The 26509-nt window shown below is 68.4% G+C and carries 20 protein-coding genes; 9 read left to right on the forward strand and 11 right to left on the reverse strand.

The features are described 5' to 3' along the window. Positions 1-57: 57 nt before the first annotated feature. From C1932_RS14810 to C1932_RS14830, 5 genes are read left to right on the forward strand one after another with little or no spacing between them, the layout of a single operon-like run. Positions 58-1425, forward strand: a complete 1368-nt coding sequence (locus C1932_RS14810) for a polysaccharide lyase 6 family protein (RefSeq protein WP_234412160.1) — start codon at positions 58-60, stop codon at positions 1423-1425. Then, positions 1422-3650 carry an oligoalginate lyase gene (locus C1932_RS14815; protein WP_108762676.1) on the forward strand — a complete coding sequence of 743 codons (2229 nt, stop codon included), beginning with the start codon at positions 1422-1424 and terminating at the stop codon, positions 3648-3650. The genes C1932_RS14810 and C1932_RS14815 overlap by 4 nt, the downstream gene beginning before the upstream one ends. Further along, the gene (locus C1932_RS14820; protein WP_108762677.1) at positions 3647-4951 is read left to right on the forward strand and encodes an MFS transporter; all 1305 of its coding nucleotides are present in this window, start codon (positions 3647-3649) and stop codon (positions 4949-4951) included. Before C1932_RS14815 ends, C1932_RS14820 begins: the two co-directional genes overlap by 4 nt. Before the next feature lie 42 nt (positions 4952-4993). After that, positions 4994-5746 (forward strand): glucose 1-dehydrogenase, encoded by a 753-nt coding sequence (locus tag C1932_RS14825; protein WP_108762678.1) that lies wholly within the window; start codon positions 4994-4996, stop codon positions 5744-5746. Positions 5747-5764: 18 nt separating this feature from the next. Further along, positions 5765-6952, forward strand: a complete 1188-nt coding sequence (locus tag C1932_RS14830; RefSeq protein WP_108762679.1) for a GDSL-type esterase/lipase family protein — start codon at positions 5765-5767, stop codon at positions 6950-6952. Between the two features lie 209 nt (positions 6953-7161). On the opposite strand, the gene C1932_RS14835 is transcribed toward C1932_RS14830, so the two are convergent. From C1932_RS14835 to nudE, 4 genes are read right to left on the reverse strand one after another with little or no spacing between them, the layout of a single operon-like run. Further along, positions 7162-7491, reverse strand: a complete 330-nt coding sequence (locus C1932_RS14835; RefSeq protein WP_108756940.1) for a YnfA family protein — start codon at positions 7489-7491, stop codon at positions 7162-7164. Further along, on the reverse strand, positions 7488-8321 hold the full coding sequence (mazG, locus tag C1932_RS14840; RefSeq protein ID WP_108762680.1) for a nucleoside triphosphate pyrophosphohydrolase: 834 nt from the start codon (positions 8319-8321) through the stop codon (positions 7488-7490). Before mazG ends, C1932_RS14835 begins: the two co-directional genes overlap by 4 nt. Before the next feature lie 13 nt (positions 8322-8334). Further along, positions 8335-9138: a 3'(2'),5'-bisphosphate nucleotidase CysQ gene (gene cysQ / locus C1932_RS14845; RefSeq protein ID WP_108750808.1), complete on the reverse strand. Its 804-nt coding sequence runs from the start codon at positions 9136-9138 to the stop codon at positions 8335-8337. Then, complete coding sequence (nudE, locus tag C1932_RS14850) at positions 9135-9698, reverse strand: ADP compounds hydrolase NudE (protein WP_108750809.1); 564 nt, start codon at positions 9696-9698, stop codon at positions 9135-9137. The genes cysQ and nudE overlap by 4 nt, the downstream gene beginning before the upstream one ends. A 77-nt stretch (positions 9699-9775) precedes the next feature. On the opposite strand from nudE, the gene bioA reads away from it, so the two are divergent. Continuing rightward, positions 9776-11167: an adenosylmethionine--8-amino-7-oxononanoate transaminase gene (gene bioA, locus C1932_RS14855; RefSeq protein WP_234412162.1), complete on the forward strand. Its 1392-nt coding sequence runs from the start codon at positions 9776-9778 to the stop codon at positions 11165-11167. Next, positions 11158-11895, forward strand: a complete 738-nt coding sequence (locus C1932_RS14860) for a 16S rRNA (uracil(1498)-N(3))-methyltransferase (RefSeq protein ID WP_108762682.1) — start codon at positions 11158-11160, stop codon at positions 11893-11895. Before bioA ends, C1932_RS14860 begins: the two co-directional genes overlap by 10 nt. Before the next feature lie 106 nt (positions 11896-12001). On the opposite strand, the gene C1932_RS14865 is transcribed toward C1932_RS14860, so the two are convergent. From C1932_RS14865 to pilG, 7 genes are all read right to left on the reverse strand, one after another. Beyond that, positions 12002-12466 carry a chemotaxis protein CheW gene (locus C1932_RS14865; RefSeq protein ID WP_108750812.1) on the reverse strand — a complete coding sequence of 155 codons (465 nt, stop codon included), beginning with the start codon at positions 12464-12466 and terminating at the stop codon, positions 12002-12004. Continuing rightward, entirely contained in the window at positions 12463-13806 is a 1344-nt protein-coding gene (locus C1932_RS14870) for a chemotaxis protein CheB (RefSeq protein WP_108763462.1), read from the reverse strand. Before C1932_RS14870 ends, C1932_RS14865 begins: the two co-directional genes overlap by 4 nt. Continuing rightward, positions 13793-20368, reverse strand: coding sequence for an Hpt domain-containing protein (locus C1932_RS14875; protein ID WP_108762683.1), 6576 nt, complete (start codon positions 20366-20368; stop codon positions 13793-13795). The genes C1932_RS14870 and C1932_RS14875 overlap by 14 nt, the downstream gene beginning before the upstream one ends. Before the next feature lie 100 nt (positions 20369-20468). Beyond that, the gene (locus C1932_RS14880; RefSeq protein ID WP_108762684.1) at positions 20469-22505 is read right to left on the reverse strand and encodes a methyl-accepting chemotaxis protein; all 2037 of its coding nucleotides are present in this window, start codon (positions 22503-22505) and stop codon (positions 20469-20471) included. A gap of 41 nt (positions 22506-22546) precedes the next feature. Then, positions 22547-23077, reverse strand: a complete 531-nt coding sequence (locus C1932_RS14885; RefSeq protein ID WP_108750815.1) for a chemotaxis protein CheW — start codon at positions 23075-23077, stop codon at positions 22547-22549. Next, positions 23077-23439: a response regulator gene (locus C1932_RS14890; protein WP_049466295.1), complete on the reverse strand. Its 363-nt coding sequence runs from the start codon at positions 23437-23439 to the stop codon at positions 23077-23079. Before C1932_RS14890 ends, C1932_RS14885 begins: the two co-directional genes overlap by 1 nt. A gap of 18 nt (positions 23440-23457) precedes the next feature. Continuing rightward, a complete protein-coding gene (gene pilG, locus C1932_RS14895; RefSeq protein WP_042614342.1) occupies positions 23458-23859 on the reverse strand; it encodes a twitching motility response regulator PilG in 402 nt (133 codons plus the stop codon). A gap of 254 nt (positions 23860-24113) precedes the next feature. Between pilG and gshB the strand changes: the two genes are divergently transcribed. Then, positions 24114-25061, forward strand: a complete 948-nt coding sequence (gene gshB / locus C1932_RS14900; RefSeq protein WP_108753894.1) for a glutathione synthase — start codon at positions 24114-24116, stop codon at positions 25059-25061. Then, positions 25061-25945: an energy transducer TonB gene (locus C1932_RS14905; protein WP_108762685.1), complete on the forward strand. Its 885-nt coding sequence runs from the start codon at positions 25061-25063 to the stop codon at positions 25943-25945. The genes gshB and C1932_RS14905 overlap by 1 nt, the downstream gene beginning before the upstream one ends. Positions 25946-26509: the final 564 nt, after the last annotated feature.

Genomic DNA, 26509 nt, shown 5'->3' on the forward strand with positions numbered 1-26509 from the left:
CTACCGCACCGCCGCTCCCAACCATTTTCGGTTTCCTGCCTGACCACTGGACTGGCAATGTGCCTGTCCACTTTTTCGGCGCAGGCCGCGAGCTGGCTGGTGCACGACGCCGCCGAGTTCACCACCGCGGCCGCCGCCCTGCAGCCCGGTGACGAGATCGTGCTGGCCGATGGCACCTGGACCGATACCCGGTTGTTGCTGAAAGGACAGGGCACGGCGGCGGCGCCGATCGTGCTGCGCGCGCAGACCCCGGGCAAGGTGATCCTGAGTGGCCGCTCCGACCTTCGCCTGGCGGGCAGCTACCTGCAGGTGTCCAACCTGGTGTTCCGCGATGGCTACACCCCCGGGGATTCGGTGGTGGCCTTCCGCGAATCGAGCAAGGCCGTGGCCACCCACAGCCGGGTGACCGGGCTGGTGATCGACGATTACAGCAACCCCGATGCCAGCGACCAGGACTACTGGGTATCGCTGTACGGCAGCCACAACCGCCTGGACCACAGCCAGTTGCGCGGCAAGACCAATGCCGGCCCGACCGTGGTGGTGGTGCGCGATGCCACCCAGGGCCTGGACAACCAGCACCGCATCGACCACACCTGGTTCGGGCCGCGTCCGGCGCTGGGCGTGAACGGCGGCGAGACGATACGCGTGGGCACCAGCGATACCTCGCTGAGCGATTCCAACAGCAGCATCGAGAACAACTGGTTCGAAGGCTGCGACGGCGAAACCGAGATCATCAGCAACAAGTCCGGTGGCAATACCTATCGCGGCAACGTGTTCTACCGTTCGGCCGGTGCGCTCACCCTGCGCCATGGCAACGGCAACCGGGTGCTGGACAACGTGTTCCTGGGCGATGACAAGGCCGGCACCGGCGGCGTGCGCGTGATCAACGCCGACCAGACCATCAGCAACAACTACTTCGAGCGCCTGGCCGGTTCCAGCAACCGCGCCGCGCTGGCGGTGATGGACGCGCAGGCCAACCCGCCACTGTCCGGCTACGCGCCGGTAGTGAACGCCACGATCAGCCGCAACACCTTCGTGGATGTGGCCCGGATCAGCTTCGGCGTCGGCCACGATCCGGCCAAGGGCCTGGACGTGGCCGCCAGCAACAGCCGCTTCAGCGCCAACCTGATTGTCAACCGCAACAGCAAAAATCCCCCCACCGCCGCCAGTTCGCTGGCGGGCATCACCTTCGCCGGCAACGTGCAGTCACCGCAGGCCAGCACGGTGTTTCCCGGCGGGGTGGCCAGCGCCACCGTCACCCTGCAACAGGCCGCCAGCGGCCTGTGGGCGCCCAGCCCTGCCCTGCCGGCCGTGGGTGCCGAGCCGGCACTGACGATGACCGCGCGCGAAGCAACCGGGGTGGACTGGTACCCCAAGGTGGGCGAGGTTGCCCTGTCACGCACCAACACCGGAGTTGATCGATGAGGTTGCAGCCGCTGTTCGTTTCCCTGGCCCTGGCCCTGCCCGCCGCCGTGTTGCCGGCCCTGCCGCTGCAGGCGGCACCGGCGCCCGCCGCACGCCAAGCCGACACCGCACCGGTGCTGGTAACCGCTGCGCAGTGGCAGCAGATGGCCAGCGAGGGCAGCCGTTACCCCTGGTTCGCCAAGGAGCAGGCGCGTGCGGAAAAATCGCTGAAGAAGATGATGAAGGCCGGCATCGACGTGCCGGTGCCGAAGGACAAGGGCGGCGGCCGCACCCACGAACAGCACAAGCGCAATTACCAGGCGCTGCTGGCGGCCGGCACGCTGTACCGGCTGACCGGTGACAAGGCCTATGTCGACTACGCGCGCGACATGCTGCTGCAGTACGCCACGCTCTACCCCACCCTGGGCCCGCACCCCGAAGGCCGCGGACAGATTCCCGGCCGCGTGTTCTGGCAGGTGCTGAACGATTCGGTGTGGCTGGTGAACGCGATCCAGGGCTACGACGCGATCCGCGATGCGCTGCCCGCCGCCGACCGCCAGACCATCGAATCACAGGTGTTCCGGCCGATGGCCGAATTCCTGGTGAGCGAGCCGAAGAACTACGACCAGATCCACAACCATGCGACCTGGGCGGTCGCGGCCACCGGCATGACCGGCTATGTGCTGCGTGACCAGGAACTGGTGGAGAAGTCGCTGCGCGGCAGCCAGAAGAATGACCAGTTCGGCTTCCTGCGGCAGGTCGACCTGCTGTTCTCGCCCGATGGCTATTACGAAGAAGGCCCGTACTACCAGCGCTATGCCCTGGCACCATTCCTGCTGTTCGCCAATGCCATCGAGCGCAACGAACCGCAGCGGAAGATCTTCCAGCGCCGCGATGGCGTGCTGCTGAAGGCGGTGGATGTGCTGGTGCAGACCAGCTATGACGGCCTGTTCTTCCCGATCAACGATGCGATCCTGGACAAGGGCATCGACACCGAAGAACTGGTGGCCGGCATCGGCATTGCCTATGCGCGCAGCGGCGATGATCGCCTGTTGTCGGTAGCGCAGAAACAGAAACGGCTGCTGCTTTCGCCCGAGGGCCTGCAGGTGGCGCAGGCCTTGGCGGCCAACAAGGCCAAGCCCTTCGACTTCCGCCCCATGCTGCTGCGCGATGGCCCGGCCGGCGACCGCGGTGGCCTGGCGATCCTGCGCATGAACGGTGAACGCGGCCAGGCGCTGGTGCAGAAGGACACCATGCAGGGCATGGGCCATGGGCATTTCGACAAGCTCAACTGGCTGTTCTACGACAACGGCAACCCGGTGGTGACCGACTACGGCGCGGCCCGCTTCCTGAACGTGGAAGCCAAGCGCGGCGGCATCTACCTGGCCGAAAACCGCAGCTGGGCCAAGCAGACGGTCGCCCACAACACCCTGGTGGTGAACGAGACCAGCCACTTCAAGGGCGACTGGAAGCGCGGCGAAGAACATGCGCCGCAGGTGCGCTTCTTCCAGGCCGACGCCGATACCCAGGTGGCCTCGGCCAGCATGCGCGATGCTTACCCCGGCGTGGTGTTCACCCGCACCCAGGCGCTGCTGCGCCACCCCCAACTGGGCCTGCCGGTGGTGCTGGACCTGCTGCAGGTGCACGGTAACAAGGCCGCGCGCTACGACCTGCCGCTGCACTTCAACGGCCACATCGTCACCACCGGCTTCGAGGCCGAGCATTTCCCGGCGCAGCGCCCGGTGCTGGGCAGCGACAACGGCTACCAGCACCTGTGGCTGGATGCGCGCAGCAAGCCCGGCAGTGAACCGCGCACGCTGGCCTGGCTGCTGGATGGGCGCTTCTACACTTACCGCTTCGGCAGCAGCGCGCCTGCACAGGCCCTGCTGGTGGAAAGCGGCGCCAACGATCCGGAGTTCAACCTGCGCCGCGAACCGGCCCTGCTGCAGCGCGTGGAAGGGCAGAAGGACGTGACCTTCTACAGCGTGCTGGAGCCGCATGGCGAGTACAACGGCACCGCCGAATACGTGCACGGCGCCGACAGCCGCATCAAGGACATCGTGCGCAGCCGTGGCAGCGATGCCGAGGTGATCGAACTGCGGCTGGCCAGCGGCGCCCGCATCGCCCTGGGCGTGGCCGACGACAGCACCGCCAAGGGCGAGCACAGCGTGACCGTTGATGGCCACGTCTACCGCTGGAGCGGCAGCCACGCGCGCATGGACCGCAGCAAGGGTGACGCGCGATGAATGGCCCGGCGGTGGTATCCACCCTGCGCAGGGTGCCGGTGCGTTCGGCGGTGCGCTGGCTGATCGTCGGCCTGATTGCCGTGGCCACGGTGATCAACTACATCGACCGCAACGCCCTGGCGGTGATGTGGCCGGAGATCGCCAAGGAGGTGGGCGCGACCAAGGATGACTACGCGCTGCTGGTGACCGTGTTCATGCTGTTCTACGCGGCCGGCCAGTTCCTGTTCGGCCGCCTGTTCGACATGATCGGTACGCGGCTGGGTTTTGCCCTGTCGATCAGCGTGTGGTCGATCTCCATCGCCCTGCATGCGGTCACCCATTCGATCCTGTCCTTCAGCCTGGTGCGGGCGATGCTGGGCATCAGCGAGGCCGGTGCATGGCCGGGCGCGGTGAAAGCCAATGCGGAATGGTTTCCGGCCCGCGAACGGGCGCTGGCGCAGGGCGTGTTCAACGCCGGTGCGTCGGTAGGCGCGATTGTCTCGGCACCGGCCATCGCCGGCCTGTACCTGTGGCTGGGCTGGCGCGGCACCTTCGTGCTGGTCGGTGCCATCGGCTTCCTGTGGCTGCTGCCGTGGCTGTTCGTCTACCGTGCCGGCCCGGACAAGCACCCCTGGGTGAGCGACGCCGAACGCCGATTGATCCAGGAAGACCAGGCCGGGCAGCAGGCAGTGGCCGCGCCGAAGGTGAGCGTGCGTGCGCTGCTTGCCCATCGGCAGAGCTGGGGCATGCTGGCCTGCCGCTTCCTGCTGGACCCGATCTGGTGGCTGTTCGTTTCCTGGCTGCCGATCTACCTGGCCGAAACGTTCGGCTTCGACATCAAGCAGATCGGCCTGTTCGCCTGGGTGCCTTTTGTGGGCGCCATGCTGGGCAGCCTGAGCGGTGGCTGGCTGTCCGGGCGCCTGATCCGTGCCGGGCACAGTGTGGACCGCGCGCGCAAGCTGTCCATCTCGCTGGGCTGCGTGATCATGGCCCCTGCCCTGCTGGGCGCGGTGCTGGCCAACCAGCCGCTGCTTGCGGTGCTGGCCATTGCCGCAGTGCTGTTTGGCTTCCAGGTGGCGATCGGCAACATCCAGACCCTGCCGGGCGATCTGTTCGACGGTCGTTCGGTGGGCACCCTGGCCGGCCTGGGTGGGCTGGCCGCCGTGGCCGGCACCCTGATCACCACCTGGCTGGTGCCGGTGCTGACCCGTCATTCCTACGCGCCCATTTTCATTCTTGTCGCCGCCCTGGTGCCGCTGTCGCTGGCCGCGCTGTGGTGGTGGACCGGGCCGATCCACAAGCTCGACCGCCCCGGCCGTTGAGCCCACGTTTTTCATTCCCCCGCAAACCAAGGAGTTTCCCGCATGTCGTTCAAGGACAAGGTGGCCATCGTCACCGGTGGTGGCCGTGATATCGGTCGCGCCGTCTCGATCAAGCTGGCCGCCGCCGGTGCCCGCGTGTGCATCAACTACGCCAACGACGAAGCCAGCGCGCAGGACACGCTGGCCGCCATCCAGGCCGCCGGTGGCCAGGCCATCGTGCACCGCGCCGACGTGACCGACGCCGCTGCCGTGGCCGGCCTGGTGGCCGCCACCCAGGCCGCGTTCGGTGAGCGCATCGACCTGCTGGTGAACGTGGCCGGCGGCATGGTGCAGCGCCGCCCGCTGGCCGACATCGATCCGGCGTTCTTCCACACCGTGATGGACCTGAACCTCACCTCCACCTACCTGACCACCCACGCGGTGGTGCCGCACATGGGCGATGGCGCGGCCATCGTGAATTTTGCCTCGCAGGCAGGGCGCGATGGCGGCGGCCCGGGTGCTTCGATCTATGCCACCGCCAAGGCCGCGGTGATGACCTTCACCCGCGCCATGGCCAAGGAACTGGGGCCGAAGGGCATCCGCGTGAATGCACTGTGCTGCGGCATGATCGCCACCCGCTTCCACGATGAATTCACCAAGCCGGAAGTGCGCACGGCGGTCGCCGGTGCGACCCCGCTGCGCCGCCAGGGCGTGCCGGAAGAGGCGGCGGATGCGGCGGTGTTCCTGGCCTCGGACGCAGCGGCCTTCATCACCGGTGCGAACCTGGATGTAAACGGCGGCACTTACTTCTCCTGACCTGAGCGGACCCTTCCCATGCAGCGCTGGATCACCCTGCTTTCGCTGGCTCTCGGCGCTGCCGTGGCCGCCCCCGTCGCCCAGGCCGCACCGGTCTGGGTGACCGCCTGGACCGCGTCACCGGCACCGGACCGCAAGGACGGCACGGCCGAGGCGCCGGTGCAGTTCGCCGCGCAGACGGTACGCCAGGACATGCGCGTGGGCAGCCGTGGCGATGCGCTGCGGCTGCGCATCAGCAATGAACTGGGCACCACACCGCTGCGCGTGGAAGATGTGCGCGTGCAGTTGAAGGGTGGAAAGGCTGCGCCGCTGGCGGTGACGGTGGATGGAAGCAGCGCGATCGAGGTGCCGGTGGGCGCAGCGCTGTTGAGCGATCCGCTGCCGCTGCGGCTGGGCGCGCTGCAGGAAATCAGCGTGACCGCGTGGTTCCCGCAGCCGACACGGCCGGCCGTGCGCCGCACGGTGGTGCGGGTGGTGGATGGCCCGCAGGCCAGCGTGGCCGATGCGGTGAAGGTGAGTTACCAGCAGAACGTGTTTTCCGCCGTGCAGGTGCAACGCGCTGACCGCCCGCAGGTGATCGTGGCCCTTGGCGATTCGATCACCGAAGGCGCCACGGCCCGGCGCGGCTCGTTCAACCAATGGCCCGAGCGGCTGGGCGAGCGCTTGCAACAGGCCTGCCCGGACCGTTTCGTGGTGCTGAACCAGGGCATCAGCGGCAACAAACTGCTGGACCACGGCCGCAGCCACAGCGCGCTGTCGCGCCTGGATCGCGACGTGATCGCGGTGGCCGATGCCGATCAGGTGATCCTGTTCGAAGGCATCAATGACATCCGCAATGGTGGGGGCGCCAAGCCCGTGCCGGGGCGCAACGCGGCGGACATGCTGCTGGGTTACCGGCAGGTGGCGGCGCGGCTGCAGGCGCACGGCATCCGCGCATGGTTGGGCACGCTGACCCCCTTTGGCGGTTCCGAGCGCTACGAGCCGGTGTCGGCAGCGACACGCACGGCCATCAACCAGTGGGCGCGTGGCAAGGACACCGGCTTCGATGGCGTGGTCGATTTCGATGCGGCGCTGCGTGACCCGGCGGCGCCGGAAGCCTTGCCGGCGGACATCACCCGCGACCACCTGCATCCCAATGATGAAGGCTACCGGCGGATGGCCGAAGCGATCGACCTGCGCATGCTGGGCTGCCAGGCTCAGCGTTGAAGCGCTGTTGTAGAGTCGAGCCATGCTCGACTGCCTCCAGGCTTCGGTAGAGTCGAGCTTGCTCGACTGTTTCCAGCAAAAGCAGTCGAGCATGGCTCGACTCTACAATTCCCAGCAGTCGAGCAAGCTCGACTCTACGGAAGAGCAGAAGCGGCCGAGCAGGGTTTGAGGCCGCAGCAAAAACAGTCGAGCAAGCTCGACTCTACCGTTCACGGGGCGGCGGCGCGCGGGCCGAACATGATCACGGCCATGCCGGCCAGGCACAGGGCGGCGCCCAGCAGATCCCAGCGGCTGGGGCGGATGCCGTCCACCAGCCACAGCCAGAACAACGCGGTGCCGATGTACACGCCACCGTAGGCGGCGTACACGCGCCCGCTGGCGGTGGGGTGCAGGGTCAGCAGCCAGGCGAACAGGGCCAGGCTGGCCGCCGCCGGCAGCAGCAGCCATGCGCTGCCGCCCTTGCGCAGCCACAGCCACGGCAGATAGCAGCCGACAATCTCGGCAAGCGCGGTCAGCAGGAACAGACCCAGCGTTTTCACGCTTTTTCCGCGGCCTTGGCGTGCTGCCAGAGGGCTTCCTGCGCATCCAGGTCCAACCCCGCCAGCGCTTCCCCCTGTGCCTCGGCCTGCGCTTCCATGGCGCGGAAGCGGCGCTCGAACTTGTGGTTGGCCCCACGCAGTGCCGCGCCCAGGTCGATCTCGGCATGCCGGGCCAGGTTGGCGCAGACAAACAGCAGGTCGCCCAGTTCCTCCTGCAGCCGAGCCTTGTTGCCGGCAACATCACCGCGTTCGAACTCCTCGCGCAGTTCCTGCAGTTCCTCGGCGGCCTTGTCCAGCACCGGCATTGGGCCCGGCCAATCGAAGCCGACGCGCGCGGCGCGTGCCTGCAGTTTCACCGCACGCTGCCATTCGGGCAGGCCGCGCGAGATGCCGGCCAGGGCCGAGCCATCCTGGTCACCCTTGGCCGCACGTTCGGCACGCTTGATCGCGTCCCAGTTGCGCATCACGCCATCGGCGTCGTCCACGTTCACATCAGCGAATACGTGCGGGTGGCGGCGCTGCATCTTGTCACTGATCGCGCGGGCGACATCGGCGAAGGCGAAGCTGCCCTGCTCTTCGGCCATGCGCGCATGGAACACCACCTGCAGCAGCAGGTCGCCCAGTTCATCGCACAGATCATCGAAGTCGCCACGATCGATGGCATCGGCTACTTCATAGGCCTCTTCGATGGTGTACGGCGCAATGGTGCTGAAATCCTGCTGCAGATCCCACGGGCAGCCGCCCTGCGGATCGCGCAGGCGCGCCATGATGCCAAGCAGGCGCTCCAGTTCGGTGCTGGCGGCACTGCCGGCGGTGGGGGTATCGCTCATGCAGCCTCCAGGTTCAGTCGGTCAACCAGTCGCGCCACGGCAGGCTGGTGTCGCCCAGGGCGATGAAATCGCCATTGAGCAGCGTGCTGCGGCGGTTGTAGCGGAAGGGCTTGCCGGTACGCGCCGACAGCACGGCACCGCCCGCCGCGTGCAGCACGCACTGGCCGGCGGCGGTGTCCCATTCCGAGGTGGGCCCCAGCCGCGGGTAGACGTCGAGCCCGCCTTCGGCAATGCGGCAGAATTTCAGCGACGAGCCCTGCACCACGGTTTCGATGTCGCCCATGCGCTGCAGCAGCGCGATGGTTTCCGGCGAGCGGTGCGAACGGCTGGCCGCCACCCGCAACGGGGTCGCGGCCGGGCTGCGCGTGCGCAGCACGGTGTCGTGCAGGCCCTGGCGGCGGTAGGCCAGTTCACCGCGCATGGCGTGCCAGACGATGCCGGTGACCGGCGCCTGCACCACGCCGAACGCCGGTGCACCCTGGTAGATCAGCGCGATGTTGACGCTGAACTCGCCGTTGCGCTTGACGAAATCGCGGGTGCCATCCAGCGGATCGACCAGCCAGTAGGCGCCCCAGTGCTGGCGTTGTTCCCAGGGCACCAGCGCCGATTCTTCGGAAAGGATCGGCAGATCCGGGGTGAGCTGGCGCAGGCCCTGCTGGATGACACGGTCGGCGGCCAGGTCGGCCGCGGTGACCGGGCTGTCGTCGGCCTTCAGGGTCACGTCGAAACCGCTGCTGTAGACCTGCATGATCGCCTGCCCGGCTTCCTGGGCGATGGCGATGGCGGTCTCGCGCAGTTCGGTGGTCAGCTTGATCATCGTGCCGCCTGCAGCCACTGCCGCGCGATGAACAGCGCGGCCAGCGAACGGCCTTCGGAAAAGTCTTCGCGCAGCATCAGCTGGTCCAGCTCGGCCAGCTTCCACGGCACCACTTCCAGCTCTTCGGGCTCATCACCGGCCAGCTTTTCCGGGTACAGGTCGCGTGCCACCACCAGCCACGACTGGTGGCTCATGTAGGTCGGCGCCAGGGTCATCGCGCGCAGCACGTCCACGCGCCGCGCACCGTAACCGGCCTCTTCCTTCAGTTCGCGGTCGGCGGCCTGTTCCGGGGTTTCGCCCGCATCGATGCGGCCCTTCACCAGGCCCAGTTCGTACCGGTGCACGCCGGCGGCGTATTCACGCACCAGCAGTACGGTCTGGTCATCCAGCATCGGAACCACCACCACCGCGCCATGGCCGCGGCTGACCAGGCGCTCGAAGCGCCGGTGTTCGCCGTTGGAAAACTCCAGGTCCAGGTGCTGGCGCTGGAACGGGCCGTTTTCCTCGTCGGTGATCCGATGGATGATCGGCAGGCGACGGCTGGCGCGGTCATCGGTCATTCGGACTCTCCACGGCGGGCGGCGCGCGCGCCGGGGCCGATAGAATGGGCAGGCAGCAACATGTTCATGAGCCCGAAATGCTAGCAGACCCAACCCCTTCCCCGCTGGCCCGGCAGTGGCGGCAACGCGACCTGCAGGTGCTCTGGCACCCCTGCACGCAGATGCGCGAGCACCCGGACACCCTGCCGCTGGTGCCGATCGCGCGCGGCCAGGGTGCCTGGCTGATCGATCACGATGGCAACCGCTACCTGGATGCGGTCAGCAGCTGGTGGACAAACCTGTTCGGTCACGCCGAACCGCGCATCGGCGGCGCCATTGCCGCCCAGGCCGGGCAGCTGGAACAGGTGATGCTGGCCGGGTTCAGCCATGAACCGGCGATCACCCTGGCCGAGCGCCTGCTGGCACTGGCGCCGCGCCAGGCCGGTCGCGACCCGCTGGCCAAGGTGTTCTTCGCCGACAACGGCTCGGCCGGGGTGGAAGTGGCGCTGAAGATGGCCTTCCAGTATTTCCAGAACCGCGGCGAGCGCCGGCGCACGCGTTTCATCGCGCTGGAGAACGGCTACCACGGCGAAACCCTGGGCGCACTGGCGCTGGGCGATATCCCGCTGTACCGCCGCGTGTATGCGCCGCTGCTGGCCGAGGGCCTGTTCGCGCCCTCGCCCGATGCCTACCTGGCCGAACCCGGGCAGAGCGCCGCTGAGCGCGCCCTGCAGGCCGCCGACGGCCTGGCCACGCTGTTCGACCAGCACCCGGGTGAAATCTGCGCGGTGATCCTGGAACCGCGCCTGCAGTGCGCCGGCGGCATGCGCATGTACGACCCGGTGTATCTGAAGCGGGTGCGCGAGCTGTGCGACGCGCACGGTGCGTTCATGATCGCCGATGAGATCGCCACCGGCTTTGGCCGCACCGGCACTCTGTTCGCCTGCGAACAGGCCGGGGTGATGCCCGACCTGATGTGCCTGTCCAAGGGCCTGACCGGCGGCTTCCTGCCGCTGGCCGCGGTGCTGGCCACGCAGGCGCTGTACGACGCGTTCCTGGACGAGTCGCGCGAGCGCGCGTTCCTGCACTCGCACAGTTATACCGGCAACCCGCTGGCTTGCGCCGCCGCGCTGGCCACGCTGGATATCTTCCGCGACGAGGACGTGATTGCGCGCAACCGCGGCATCGCCTCGGTGATGGGCACCCTGGCCGCGCCGCTGGCCGACCACGCGCACGTGGCCGACGTACGCCAGGCCGGCATGGTGGTGGCGTTTGAACTGTCGCGCAACGGCGATCGCCGCACCCCGTTCGACCCGGCGTTGCGGCTGGGCCTGCACGCCTACAAGGCGGCGCTGAAGCGCGGCGTGGTGCTGCGCCCGCTGGGCGATGTGCTGTACTGGATGCCACCGTATTGTGTGGACGACGAACAACTGGAACTGCTGGCCCACACCACGTTGGCAGCCATCGACGAGGCAATTGCATGCGCGTGACCCGCTGTCCCATCGACCTGCCGCTGCACAGCGGCCAGACCCTGACGCTGCCCGAAGACACCGCCAACCACCTAGTACGGGTCATGCGCCTGCGCGAAGGCGATGCCTGCGTGCTGTTCAATGGCGATGGCCACGACTACAGCGCCGTGCTGACCGTGGCCGGCAAGCGTGAGGTGCAGGTGCGCATCGACAGCGTGCAGGCCGTCGGCAATGAATCGCCGCTGGCGATCACCCTGCTGCAGGGCGTGGCGCGCGGCGAGAAGATGGACCTGATCCTGCAGAAGGCCACCGAACTGGGCGTGGCCGCGATCGTGCCGGTCAATGCCGAGCGTACCGAGGTGAAGCTGGACGCCGCCCGCGCGGAAAAGCGCGTGGCGCACTGGAACAACGTGGTGACCTCGGCCTGTGGCCAGTCCGGGCGTGCGCGCATTCCGGGGGTGGGCACCCCCCTGTCGCTGGCACAGGCAACGGCAGCGTTGCCGGCCGACACCCTGCGCTTGACCTTGGACCCGCTGGGCAGCCACCGCCTGTCCACGCTGCAGGCCGCACCGGCGGGGGGCGTGGTGATCGCCATCGGGCCCGAAGGCGGCTGGTCGCCGCGTGACCGCGATCAGCTGGCCCAGGCCGGTTTCCAGGGTCTGCAGCTGGGGCCGCGCATCCTGCGCACGGAAACGGCCGGCCTGGCCGCGATTGCGGCATTGCAGGCACGGTTGGGGGATCTGGGGTAAGGGGCGCGTCCCGCGAGCGAAGTGCCGACCAAGGTCGGCACCTACCAAGGGCGGCAAAGCAGTGCCGACCAAGGTCGGCACCTACCAAGCGCGCGCTGCCGCCGGGTCAGGCGGCCAGCGAATCCAGCGCGCTTTCCAGCGCATCCAGGTTCGGCAGCAGGGCGCTCTTTTCGCCCAGCAGCACCCGCATGTGCACGATATCGGGCAGGGTTTCTTCCGAGGCATCGGCCAGCAGACCGTCGCGCGGCACCGAGATCAGTTGCGGGAAGTTCTGCGTCAGCAGCGCGTAGTACGGGCGCTGGGCGTTGCCGCTCAGTGCCTTCAGCACCACCACCTTGTTGTGCCCGCCCACCACTTCGTCGCCCAGGCCGGTCAGGCGCGCGAACGACAGCAGCGGCACCTGCCAGCCGTGCCAGGCAATCTGCCCCAGCAGCCAGCGCGGCGCGTCGGCAATTGGTTCGATCGCTACGCGCGACATCATTTCGGCCACGGTGGCGTTGGGCAGCAGCACGCGCTCGCCACCGGCCTGGATCAGGACGCCGCGGATCTCGTCATTGCTGGCGTAACTCATGCTGCGTCTCCGTCATCGTCGTGCCGGCCCCAGCGGGCGGCAATCGCCTGCGCCAGTTCCTGCGGTTCACCGGCGACCATGCCGGCGGCCACCACGGCCGTGGCCGCAGCCGGGTCGTAACAGCCCTCGCCCACCTGTCCGGCCACCCAGGCGCCAGCGGCGGCCAGGTCCAGTGCCGGCCCCACATGGGCCAGGTCGGCGCCGCTGAGCAGCACCACGGCGGTATGCGCCGGCGGCAGGGCATCGATCGCGATGCCCTGCGCACGGGTCTGGAAGTACAGCCCGTCCGTTGCCGCCTGCACGCCCAGATCATCGGCCAGCACGTGCACTTCACCGGGTACGGCGCGCTGGCCCGGTTCGGCCAGCTGCACCGGCAGCGGCGAAACGCGCGCCATCTGCTTGACCAGGTTGCCGTAGCGGCCACCGTCCAGGCGCATGTGCACCAGCACCGGCACGCTCAGGTCGGCCGGCAGCGCGCCCAGCAGGCGACGCAGCGCATCGGGACCGCCGATACCGGCCAGCACCAGCAGCGCACCGGCGCGGGCGCCGGCGGGCAGCGCTGCATCCAGGTCCACCAGACTCAGGTGATCGGTATCGAAGGTGGACGGCGATACAGCGGCGGACGCCGGGGTGGTCTGGGCCGGCGCGCTGGCGGGTTCATCCACCAGCGACCAGGCGGTGTGGTCGCCCAGCGCAACCGACGGCACCGGCGGCGGTTCGACCACCCGCGCAGCGATGTCTTCTACAGCCTCGGACGGCAGCGGCGGCTCAGGCAGCACAGGCTGCAGGGCGGCCAGCGCCTGTTCCAGCGCGATGGGTTCATGCAGGTCGGCCGGGGGCGAGTACAGGCCGTCGGCCGGCACGTCGTCGGCCCACGACAGCGCCTGGTCCAGGTGCGGCTGCAGCGCGGCATCCTGCGGCTGCGGCGGCGTGGACGGCAAGCCCGGTTCCAGCTGCAGGCTGGGCTCGTCTTCGGCACCGGGCGGCAGTACCTGCTGGTGGCCGTGCAGCTTGGCCGCCAGGTGGCGGCCCCAGCGCTGGGCTTCCCAGCCGTCACGGCGCGCGGCCAGTTCGGCCTCGTCGAACACCAGGGTCAGCCCCGGCGCGGACAAGGCCGGCTCCAGGCGCTCCAGGGCGTCCTCGATGGCCGCCTCAAGGGCGATCACCACGAACTGCGGCTGTGCATCGGCCAGCGCCTGCGGTTCCAGGCCGCTGGGATCATCTTCCAGCACGATCTGCACATCGGCATGGGCCAGGGCTTCGCGCAGGCGCTCGCGCGCCGCGCCCGGGCGGGCCAGCAGGGCAACGGCCGGAACCGGATTCACATCACTCACGGACACGGGCAATCCCCAGCAGGTCATACACGTTGCGCATCAGGTCCAGCTCCTGGTACGGCTTGCCCAGGTAGCGCTGCACGCCGATCTCGAAGGCGCGCTGGCGATGCTTGTCACCGCTGCGCGAGGTGATCATCACGATCGGCACGTCCTTGTAGCGCGGGTCGGCACGCATCGCGGTGGCCAGCTCGTAGCCATCCATGCGCGGCATTTCGATGTCCAGCAGCATCAGGTCGGGCACGCGCTCTTCCAGCTGCTCCAGTGCTTCCACACCGTCGCGGGCCACGCTTACTTCGAAGTTGTGGCGTTCCAGGATGCGGCCGGTCACCTTGCGCATGGTCAGCGAGTCGTCGACCACCATCACCAGCGGCACCTGCCGTTCCTGGCGCGGTGCGTTGTCCTGCACCGGCACGATCGGGTTGGCCAGGTAACGGCGCACCAGCGGCGCCACGTCCAGGATGACCACCACGCGGCCATCGCCGGTGATGGTTGCGCCGTAGATGCCCGGTACCGAGGCGATCTGCAGGCCCACCGGCTTGACCACGATTTCGCGGTTGCCCAGCACCTGGTCGATCGCCACGGCTGCGCGCAGGTCGCCGGCACGCACCAGCAGCAGCGGCACCTGGTCCTGGCCATCGGCACGGGCCGGTGCCTGACCGACCAGGCTGCCCAGGTCGTACAGCGGGAATTCTTCGCCGCTGTAGCGGTAACTGCTGTCGGCCGCTTCGAAACGCTCGCGGGACAGGCGGCCGATACCACTGACCGAAGCCACCGGCACGGCGAAGGTGGTTTCGCCAATCTGCACGAACACGGCCTGGGTGACGGCCAGTGTCTGCGGCAGGCGCAGGGTGAAGCGCACGCCTTGGCCACGCACCGACTGGATGTCGACCGAGCCGCCAAGCTGGCGCACTTCGTTGCGCACCACGTCCATGCCCACGCCACGGCCGGCCAGCTGGCTGACCTGGTCGGCGGTGGAGAAGCCGGAGGCAAAGATCAGATTGTCCAGTTCCTGCTCGTTGGGCTGCGCATCGGCGCCCAGCAGGCCACGGTCGATGGCGCGGCGGCGGATCGCTTCGCGGTCCAGGCCGGCACCGTCATCGGCCACTTCCAGCACGATTTCCGAACCTTCGCGGTGCAGGCGGATGGCAACCTCGCCTTCCTCCGGCTTGCCGGCGCTGCGGCGCTGCTCGGGCGCTTCCAGGCCGTGGGCCACCGAATTGCGCAGCATGTGTTCCAGCGGTGCGACCATGCGGTCGAGCACGTTGCGGTCCAGTTCGCCGTGGGTGCCTTCCAGGGTCAGGTGCACCTGCTTGCCGGTATCGATGCCGGCCTGGCGCACCACGCGGCGCAGACGCGGCACAAGACCATCGAACGGCACCATGCGCGCGCGCATCAGGCCATCCTGCAGTTCCGAGCTGACGCGCGACTGCTGCTGCAGCAGCGAATCGTACTGGCGCGACAGATCGTCCAGCACGCCCTGCAGGCCGCCAAGGTCGGCTGCCGATTCGTTCAGCGCGCGGCTGAGCTGCTGCAGGGTGGAGAAGCGGTCCAGTTCCAGCGGATCGAACTTCTGATCGGCCTGGTCCTGTTCACGCTGGTAACGCGCGACGATCTGCGCTTCGGTTTCCAGGTCCAGTCGGCGCAGCTGGTCGCGCAGTCGCGCATTGGTGCGCTCCAGTTCACCCATCGCACCGCGGAACGCCCCGAGCTGCTGCTCCAGGCGCGAACGGTAGATCGCCACTTCACCGGCATGGTTGACCAGGCGGTCCAGCAGATCGGCGCGTACGCGCACCTGCTCCTGCTGCGGGCGGGCCAGCGGATCTTCATCCGGCGTGCCTTCCACCGGCAGCGGTGCCGACAGCGGTGCATCGGCCAGGGCCAGCGGCGCCATGGGCACGACGGTCGATTCCGCTTCGCTGCTGGCGGCAACGCCGGCGCTGCCGGCATCCACGCGGGTGCGGGCTTCGAATGCGTCCAGCAGGTCCTGCGCCGGCTCCACCGTGCGGTGTTCGCCGGTACGGGTCAGCAGCTGGTGCAGGCGGTCGAAGCCACGCTCCAGCAGGTGTACGTCGGGGCGTTCAATCTCGGTGCGGCCGGCGGCCACGGCTTCCAGCAGCGATTCGATGCTGTGGCCCAGGTCGCCGATGGCGTTGATGCCGGCCATGCGTGCGCCGCCCTTGAGCGTGTGCAGATCGCGCTGCAGGCCGGCGAGGGCCTCGCGGTCCTGCGGCGCTTCGCGCAGCTCGCTGATCAGCCCGTCGCAATGGTCGAGCAGGTCGTTGCCTTCTTCCACGAAGATATCGACCAGCTCGCGGTCGTACACGCTGAAGTCGAGCTGGTCGCTGGGGGCGTCTTCATGCCCGCTGCTTTCGGCGGCAGGCACGGCAGCGGTGACATCGGCGCCGGCCTCGACAACGGCTTCAACAGCCGCAGCCGCGTGCGCGCCCTGCCCCGGTGCGTCTTCCAGCTCGAACAAGGGTGCCGGTGCGGGGGTAATCGCTTCGGTCACGTCTGCATCCACCGTCGCCGGGGACGGCAGATCGGCGCTCTCTCCTTCACCGACCGCCGCCTCCCCGCCGACGTCCGCAGCCTCGGCGAAGGCATCAGCCTCACCGGGCGCGAGTTCGCTGGCCTGCAGGCCGAGCACGGGCCAGTCGGCCTGCTCGTCCTGCGCCGGTTCCGGCTCGATCACATGCAGGCCGGCTTCAAGCGCCGCCTCCAGGGTGACCGGCTCGGCAAAGCCGGGCGCAGCCATATCATCGTGCAGGCTCGCCAGCGTGCTGTCGAGCGCCTGTTCATCTTCTTCGTCGTACAGCGCGATTTCGTCGTGCGCCTGCGCCGCTGCCGGCGCGTCGATTACGTCAATCGACGCCGGTTCGGCCACGTCCTCAACATCGCTGTCGTCCACCGGCAACGCGCTGGCGTCCAGGTAGGGCGACAGATCATCGGCACCGGTCAGATCGGCGTCATCGGCGTCGGCCGGGGCATCGGGCAGCGTCGCCGTCACCTCTGCAACCACCGCCGCTTCTGCAGGCAGCGGAGCATCGGCATCGGCGCTGGTTTCGGGCTCGGGCTCGACCGCGTCGGTGGCTTCCCCGACCTGCGGCAGCGCGGGCCAGCCGGCATCGAAGAACGGCGAAAGATCTTCGCCACCGGTCAGTTCAACGCGTTCCAGCTCGGTTTCGACCGGCTGCACCGGTTCGATGTCGGCCAGCGCATCGGCCGACGCGGCGTCGGCGTGCACGGGTGCCGCTTCAACTGCATCGATGGCCAGATCGTCGGCGTCGTCATCCTCCATTTCCAGCACCGGCCAGCGCGCTTCGGGCAGCGCGGCCGCCAGCGCCTGCAGGCGCTGCGCCAGGTCATCGTGCGGCACGATGCGCGGCTGCTCGGCCTGCAGTGCGGTCATGGTGCCGGCAATGGCCGACGCGGTATCCAACAGCGCGGACACGCCCTCTTCCGCCGGCACGGCCTGCGCGGCCAGGGTGCGCTTGATGTACGACTCGGCCGCCCCGGTGACGGCGGTGATTTCCGGCACCTCGGTCATCGCGAACGCACCGTTCATGGTGTGCACCGCGCGCAGCAGCGCGTCGGTCACCCCGTGCGGTGCCTGCTGTGCGTCCTGCAGCCAGGCCTGCAACGTGGCCAGGTGCAGCTCCACTTCGGCTTCCAGGATTTCCTGCAGCACGCTGTCGATCTGCGCGGGGGTGCCCACCGGCTCGATCACCTCGGCAACCGATTCGGCGGCCTGCTCGGCAACGTCGCTGATGTCTTCGCTGGCCACGTCCGCCACCGGTGCTTCGGCGACCGGCGCTGCTGCGCCCGGCAGCGGCACGTAGAAGGTTTCTTCACCGGCGCCGACGCGGTCGGCGATGGCCTGCATGGCCTGCAGATCGACGGTGATGCGCTGGCCGTGGCGCAGCGCGGCGTTCAACTGCGGCAGCGCTGCGTGCGCGTGGTCGACCATGGCCAGCACCGCCGGCGTGGCCGGGCGGGTGCCGTCCAGTACGCGGTTGAGCAGGCTTTCGATCTTCCAGGCGAATTCGCCCAGCGTACGTGCACCGACCAGGCGGCCGCTGCCCTTGAGCGTGTGGAAGATACGGCGGATCGGCCGCAGCCGGTCCATGTTGTCCGGCTGCATGCGCCAGGGCGGCAGCAGCGTGCCCAGGTTCTGCAGTTCATCGTCGAACTCTTCCAGGAACACCTCGCGGATGTCCTGGTCGATGTTTTCGGCATCGTCTTCAAAGCCGCCTTCAATGCCGACCTCGGCAGCGCCGGTGGCAACGGCCACCGGTTCAACCGCCGGGGCCGCTTCCGGGTGCGGATTGAACTCCGCCGCCGCCGCGCTCAGTTCGGCCAGGAACTGCGCATCGGCCTCGCTGAAATCGATCGGCGCGATGGTGTCCACCTCGATGGTGGCCACGGCGACCGGTTCGGCGTCGGCGAGCACCGGTGCTTGGGCTTCGGCTTCGATCGGGGCTTCGACAATCGCCGGCTCGGCTTCCTCGGCCTGCACGGGGGTGTCGGCCAGCGGCGAGGCGTCGACGATGTCCAGGGTTGCGTCCAGGTGGGGCGCTCCGTCCAGCGACAGCGTCTCCATCGCATCCAGCGACAGCACGTGCTCGGCATTGTCCAGTTCGCTGGCGTCGAAGTGGAACACCACGTCGTCGCCTGCCACGGCCAGGCCGTCCTGTTCTGCGGCCACCGGGTCGAACGACGACGCCACCGAGGACGACACCGCCGGGGCATCGTCCCACTCGGCCACGGCCACGCTGTCCTCGGCATCGCCGTGGACGTGCGCAGTGCCGTCGGCCACCTGCAGCGATGCGGCCGTCAGCGACCAGTGCGACGCGATGGATGCGTCGCCTGCATCCGCATCGGCTTCATAGCTGACCGGATCGAAGCTGGCGAAGGTCGGCGCACGCGCATCCTCTTCGGCCATCGGCTCGGCGGGCACGCTGTCCGCGGCGTGGTCCAGGCTGCCCAGCTCCCACTGCGGCACTGCCGGCGGCGGTGCGCTGGATGCGGCGAACAGCAGCGGGGCGCTGTCTGCAGCCGCAGCGGCAGGCACGGCATCGGTCTCGGTGTCGGCCAGTTCCAGCGCGCCGAATACCAGCGACTGGGCGTCGGCTTCGGCAACCGGTTGCGCCGGCGGCGGATCGAAGGTGAAATCAGGCAGCGGCACCGGCACGTCGCCCGGTGCCGGCGCGGCAGGCTGCACCGCGATCTGCACCGGCTCGACCTGCAGGGCGGCCGCGGGCAGCGCGACCGCCTCGCGCAGCACCGGGTCGGGCTGGGCGTCAGCGGCCGGCGCAGCGCGCTCGGGCAGCGGCCAGTAACGCAGCGCCTCCAGGCTGCTGCGGGTGATGTCCAGAATGTCTTCGCGGCCAGGACGGCGGTCGCGCAGCGCTTCCAGGTAGTACTCCAGGCTGGCCATGGCATCGGCCAGGGTGTCCAGCTGGCGCCCGCTGGGCACACGCTGGCGGCCGATCAGTTCGGCTTCGATGTACTGCTGCACACCGCGCAGGTAGTCGGCGGCAGTGCCCAGGTCGAGCATGCGCAGCGCACCGGACACGTCGCCCAGCAGGCGCGGCACGTCCTGCAGTTCGCCGTGGTTCCAGCTGGTTTCGATGAAGGCAACGAAATGCTCACGCGCGGCGGCGAAATTGGCGATGGCTTCGTGCGCCAGGATTTCCACCGTGCGGCGGTTTTCCACGGCGCTGGGATCGTCTTCGCCGCTGCCACCGGCGCCCAGATGGGCGACCTGGTCGTCCAGCGATGCATCGACGTACAGCAGGGCACCGGCGATATCCAGCAGCAGGTCTTCATCGATCTGCTGGCGGCCTTCGACCACGCCCAGCAGCGCATCGCGCTGCTGCACGACCACGCCACGCGCGGCGCCCAGGCCCATCATGCCCAGCGTATCGGCCACGGCACCCAGCTTGGTCACCTGTTCCTGCAACTGCTGCGGCGCGCCACCGGTGCGCAGGTGCAGGTCCAGTGCATCCTTCACCTGCAGCAGCTCTTCCTTCACCGCGCTGCCCACCGTATCCAGCAGCTCGCGGTTGCGCCCGCTCAGGCTGCCGCGGGCATGGTCCAGCTCGGCCTCGGTGGCGGTCACGCTGTCTGGCGCGAAGGCGAACAGCACGCTGTCATTGACGCCTTCTTCGCCGCGCGCGGCGCGGATCTCGTTCAGCAGCGGCATCAGCACGATCGGAATATCGCGATGGCCGTTCTGCAGTCGCTCCAGGTAATCGGGCAGCAGCACGCTGCCACGCATCAGGGTGGCGCAGGCTTCGTCGCGGTCGGCAACGCGGCCTTCGCCCACGGCCACGGCCAGCTGCTCCAGTTCCTCGGCCACCATCGCCGGCGCATACAGTTCGACCATGCGCAGGGTGCCCTGCACTTGGTGCAGGTAACCGGCGCAGATGCGCATGCGGCTGCCGTCGGCCGGGTCTTCCACGAAGTACTCGACCTCGTTGCGCACCAGGCGCAGGGTCTCGTCCAGCTCGGGCTTGACCCAGCCCAGCGCTGCATGGCTCATGGCGTCGCGCAGACTGCTGCTCATCGGTGCGCTCCGGTCGCCGCCGCGCGGTTACCGCGCGGACCGTGGCCTGGGGAATGGAAATGCTTCATCGACTGGTTCCTTGCTCGCCGCCCTGCCGTGGTCACGCCGGCAGCTTGAAGTCGGCCACCGAACGACGCAGATCGGCGGCCAGCTGTGCCAGGTGGCCGATCGATTCGGCGGTCTGGCCGGCGCCCTGCGAGGTCTGGCCGGTGATCTGCCGGATCACGCCCATGGTGCGGGTGATGTCCGAGGCCGCAGCGGACTGCTGCTGGGCGGCGATCGAGATGTTCTTGATGAGGGTGTTCAGTGCGTTGGACACGCGCTCGATTTCGGTCAGCGCCGTACCGGCGTCTTCGGCCAGGCGGGCACCGGACACCACTTCAGCGGTGGTCTGTTCCATCGAGGTGACCGCTTCGTTGGTATCGGCCTGAATGGCCTGCACCAGGTTTTCGATGCGTCGGGTCGCGCCCGAGGTTCGTTCTGCCAGGCGCTGCACTTCGTCGGCCACGACCGCGAAACCGCGGCCGGCTTCACCGGCCGACGCGGCCTGCACGGCGGCGTTCAACGCCAGGATGTTGGTCTGTTCGGAAATGTCGTTGATCAGTTCCACGATCGAGCCGATTTCCTGCGACGACTCACCCAGGCGCTTGATGCGCTTGGAGGTTTCCTGGATCTGGTCGCGGATCTGGTCCATGCCCTGGATGGTTTCGCGCACCACGCCGGCACCTTCGGCGGCGATCACCACCGAGCGCTGTGCCACGTCAGCCGACTCGGCCGAGTTGCGCGACACCTGTTCGATGCTGGCAGCGATTTCGCCGATGCGGTCCGAGGCCGAGGTGATCTGGTTGGCCTGGTGGCCGGCCGCCTCTGCCAGCTGCATCGCCGTGGCCTGGGTTTCCTGGGTGGACACGGCCACCTTGGCCGAGGTGTCGTTGATGGTGGTCACCAGGTGGCGCAGTTCATCCACGGCGTAGTTGATTGCGTCTGCAATCGCGCCGGTCATGTCTTCGGTCACCGAAGCCTTCACGGTCAGGTCGCCCTCACCGAGCGAACTGATTTCGTCCAGCAGCCGCATGATCGCCTGCTGGTTGCGGCTGTTGAACTCCACCTGGGTCTGGTAGCGCAGTTCCTGTTCACGCGAACGGCTGCGCACGTTGGTGGAGACGAAGCCGATGATCGCGATCAGCGACAGCGCGCCGGATACCACGCCGATCCAGAAATTCGGGAACAGGCGGGTGTCGGACACCGAGCCGAACGAGGAGAACGCTTCGAACAGCTTGCGGCTGTCGTCGAGCATGCGCGCCGAGCCCTGGCCCAGGGCCGTGGCGGCCGACTGCGCGGCAAACAGCTGGCGCGAGCTGGCCAGGATCGCGTCGGCGTCCTGCTTCATCGCCTCCCACTTCTGCTGCGACTGTTCCAGCGCAGCCACCGCGCCGGCGCCGCGCACGGCGGTGATGCCCAGTTCTTCGTTGCCGTTGCGCAGGCCGTCGAGCACCTGCGAGAACACGGTGATATCGCGGGCCAGCGCATCGCCGGCCGTGGCTGCGCCACTGCCACCAGCGCGCATTTCGGTCACGCGGCGGGCCATGGTGCCGGCCACCACCACCTGCTGCAGCGCGCTGTACACCTGCGAAGCGGGTGCGCCGGAGGCGGACATCGCCCGCACCAGCTCATTCAGCTGCGCCTGCAGGCCCGGCACGGCGCCTGTGAAGTTGTTGGCGTTGCCGGCCAGGGCCAGCACCGCCGGTTCGCTGGCCACCAGCTGGCCGGCCTGCTTGCCCAGCGGCGCCCACGTCTCGGCCAGGGTGCCGATGGCCTTGGACACGCCCGGTTCGCTGCCGTAGCGGCCCTGCAGGGTGGACACGTTCTGTTCGATCGCGTTGCGGGTGGCCTTGAAGGCGGTGAACGCCTGCGCGTTGCCGCCCACGGCATCACGGCCCTGATTGGCCAGCTGCTGTGACAGCACCTGCAGGTCGGCGGCTTTGGAGCCGGCGTCGGCCAGGCGGCTGCCCTGCCAGGTGGCCACACCCGTGTTCAGGCCGAACAGGACCATGGACAGCAACAGCAGGGCCAGCCACAGGTTGCTGCCGCCCAGCCGCAGCTTGCCGGTCTTGGTGGCGTCCGAAGCAGTACTCATCGTTCAACCTCGAGGTTCAATACAGGGGGCGTTGCCCGGCCTCAGGCCGCGGCTTGCCGGAATTCAGGGGTGCGCGACAGCAACGAGAGCGAGAACACGCCCCATTCGTGGCCATCGGCGTGGAAGGCGCGATCTACGAAGTGGCCATAGCGGCCCTCGGCCAGGCGACCGGCATCGATCTGCTGGGCCAGCTCGAAGCTGCGCTGGCCGAACAGTTCATCGATGGTCAGGGCCACGTCGCCGCCGGCCTGGCGCATGATCAGCACGCGCTGGCCTTCCTGCTGCACGGTGCGCGCACCTTCCAGGAAGTACTTCAGATCGACCACCGGGAACAGGTTGCCGCGCAGGTTGCCCACGCCCAGCAGCCACGGCTGTGCGCATGGCACCGGGGTGACCGGCGGCATCGGCACGATTTCCACCACTTCGCGGAAATCGGACACCAGCCGGCGCTGGCCAACCCGGTAGCCCACGCCGCGCCACAGGTCCTGGGCGAACTGGCGTTCGGGCAGCTGCACCGCATGGGCCAGGCTGCGCCGTTCGTAGGCTTCAAGAATGTCGAAAGGCGAACGCATCAGGCCACCAGTTCGTTGATCCGCGCGATCAGCTCTTCTTCGCGCGGCGGCTTGACGATGTAATCGGCTGCGCCCTGGCGCAGGCCCCAGGCCTTGTCGGTTTCCATCGCCTTGGTGCTGACGATGATGACCGGGATGTGCTTGATCGCCGCATCGCGGGCCATGGCCCGGGTTGCCTGGAAACCACTCATGCCCGGCAGCACCACGTCCATCAGCACCAGCTGCGGTACCTGGTCGCGGACCAGCTGCAGGCCCTCTTCGGCGTTGTCCGCTTCCAGCACCTCGTGGCCGGCACGGCGCAGCCACTGGGTGAACACCGCGCGGTCGGTCGGTGAATCCTCGATCAGAACGATACGAGCCATTGTGCCTTTCCCCCCTGGTCAGGCGTTGACGTATGTGCGGATGGCACCCAGCAGTTCTTCACGCGTGAAAGGCTTGGTCAGGTACTGCTCCGAGCCGACGATGCGCCCGCGCGCCTTGTCGAACAGGCCATCCTTGGAGGACAGCATGATGACCGGAGTGGACTTGAACAGCTGGTTGCCCTTGATCAGGGCACAGGTCTGGTAGCCATCCAGCCGCGGCATCATGATGTCGACGAAGATGATCTGCGGCTGCTGGTCGGCGATCTTGGCCAGTGCTTCGAAGCCATCGGTCGCCGTCACCACCTCGCAGCCTTCGCGCTTGAGCAGTGTTTCCGCGGTCCGGCGGATGGTCTTCGAGTCATCGATGACCATCACCCGGAGTCCTGCGAGTTCCCCGCCCGCAGTCATGTTTTCAGTCATTGCCATTCCCCAAGCGCGCGGCCCTTCTAGGTTGGGTGCCGCTGCGAAAGCGTATCTATATCGCACTTTCCGCGCCCGCTTCAAGGCCGTCCCACCGGGCTTGGCGTGGCGCCCGGCTGAACGTGACCGGTTTGGCAGACACTGCGCAGAACCGGGCCCGGCCGCCGGTTCGGGGACGCAGCGTTGCAGGCCACGGGGCAGGCACGGGGCGGGCGTTGCCGCTACCATCAACGCCTTGCCTTGAAGGTGCGCCCATGCCGTTGAATGTCATCGTGGTGATGGATCCCATCGCCCACATCAAGATCGCCAAGGACACGACGTTCGCCATGCTGCTGGAAGCCCAGCGCCGTGGCCACGCCCTGCACTACGTGCAGCCGGGCGGGCTGGCCCTGGAAGGCGGCGTGGCCGTGGCCCGTACCGCCCCGCTGCAGGTGCGCGACGACCCGGCCGGCTGGTACGAGCTGGGCGCATTCAGCCGCACCGTGTTCGGCCCCGGCCAGGTGGTGCTGATGCGCAAGGACCCGCCGGTCGACGCCGAATTCATCTACGACACCCAGGTGCTGGACCTGGCTGCCGCTGCCGGCGCCTGCGTGGTGAACAACCCGCAGGGCCTGCGCGACTACAACGAAAAGCTGGCCGCCCTGCTGTTCCCGCAGTGCTGCCCGCCCACCCTGGTCAGCCGCGATGCCAAGGCACTGAAGGCGTTCGCGCTGGAGCATGGCCAGGCGGTGCTGAAGCCGCTGGACGGCATGGGCGGCCGCTCGATCTTCCGCAGCGGCCAGGGCGACCCCAACCTGAACGTGATTCTGGAAACCCTGACCGACGGCGGCCGCAAGCTGGCGCTGGCCCAGAAGTTCATTCCCGACATCACCGCCGGCGACAAGCGCATCCTGCTGGTCGACGGCGAGCCGGTGGATTACTGCCTGGCGCGCATTCCTCAGGGCGATGAGTTCCGCGGCAACCTGGCCGCCGGTGGTCGTGGCGAAGGCCGCCCGCTGAGCGAACGCGACCGCTGGATCGCTGCCCAGGTGGGCCCGGAAATGAAGCGCCGCGGCATGCGTTTCGTTGGCCTGGACGTGATTGGCGACTACCTGACCGAAGTGAACGTGACCAGCCCGACCTGCGTGCGCGAACTGGATGCGCAGTACGGGCTGAACATCGCCGGCACCCTGTTCGATGCGATCGAGGCCGGCCTGCGCTGATGGAAGCCGTGTCCGCCGTGCTGCCCCCGCCGCCGCGCGAAGCACAGCGGCTGGCCGCCACCCTGGCCCTGTCGGTGCTGCTGCACGTGCTGCTGGTGCTGGGGGTGGGCTTTGCGGTGAAGGGGGACGCGCCGCTGGTGCCCACCCTGGAAGTGATCTTCAGCCAGACCCGCACGGCACTGACGCCCAAGCAGGCCGATTTCCTGGCCGCCGCCAACCAGGAGGGCGGCGGCGAGCATGACCGCGCCCAGCGCCCGCGCGACAACCAGACCGGCGTGGTGCTGCAGGCGCAGGCGGGCGTGAGCCCGGTGCCGCAGCAGCAGCAATCGGCCGCGCCGGTGCCGCCGCCGCAGGCGCGGGTGGTGAGCAGCCGCAATGGGCAGGACCAGGTGGCGCAGGCGCAGGCCCGCCCCACCCCACTGCAGCCGACCCCGGACGCGCCAATGACCGCGCGCGAGCAGCGCGATGCGGAAATGGCCCGGCTGGCTGCCGAGGTCCATCTGCGCTCGGCGCAGTATGCAAAGCGACCGAACCGCAAGTTCGTTTCGGCCAGCACCCGCGAATATGCCTACGCCAATTATCTGCGCGCCTGGGTGGACCGGGCCGAGCAGGTCGGCAACCTGAATTATCCCGACGAAGCGCGGCAGCGTCGGCTGGGTGGCCAGGTGGTGATCAGCGTGGGCGTGCGCCGCGATGGCAGCGTGGAAAGCAGCCGCATCCTGAAATCCAGCGGCACGCCGTTGCTGGATGAGGCGGCATTGCGGGTGGTGAAGCTGGCGCAGCCGTTCCCGGCGTTGCCGAAGACCGATGACGGCGTGGATATCCTGCAGGTAACCCGCACATGGGTGTTCCTGCCCGGCGGCGAACTGCGCGACGACCGGTAGGGGTTTGTCGCCCGGGCCTGCGGCCCGGGACCCGCTGCAGAGCCAGAGCCAGGGCAACAGCAACAGCCAGAGCAGCGGTAGAGAGTCTGGGCTTGGCGGGGCGGTGTGGGCGTGCAGGACACGCCGTGAATCCATCCCTGGAGGCTCGTAGGCGCCATCCATGGCGCCTGCGGTCCTGCACGCCCACACCGCCCCACCTCTGACAGATCGCGGCGCTTCTTCGCTTCTGGTAGGTGTCGACCTTGGTCGACACGGTAGATCCACGCCATGCGTGGATGCGAGCGAAGCGATCCGCTTTTGACTTTGATTTTTTTTTTGATTTTCCGTGGCGGACGCGCACGGAAACTGTCAAAGGCTGGGCGGGTGGGTTGCGCAGGGGCGCAGGCGCCATGGGCCCGAGGCATGCCTCGGGCGGGTTGGGCAGGACGCCCAACCCCGGTCTTGCCGTTTGCGCAGGACAGCGCACACGAGCAAGGCGCCTACGAGCTTACATGGACGTACTTGCAGCGTCCCCTGCGCAACCCACCCGCCCGGCCAAGCACGGCTGTTGTAGTCGACTGACAG

Origin of the sequence: Stenotrophomonas sp. YAU14D1_LEIMI4_1 (assembly GCF_003086815.1) — a bacterium.
GTDB lineage: Bacteria > Pseudomonadota > Gammaproteobacteria > Xanthomonadales > Xanthomonadaceae > Stenotrophomonas.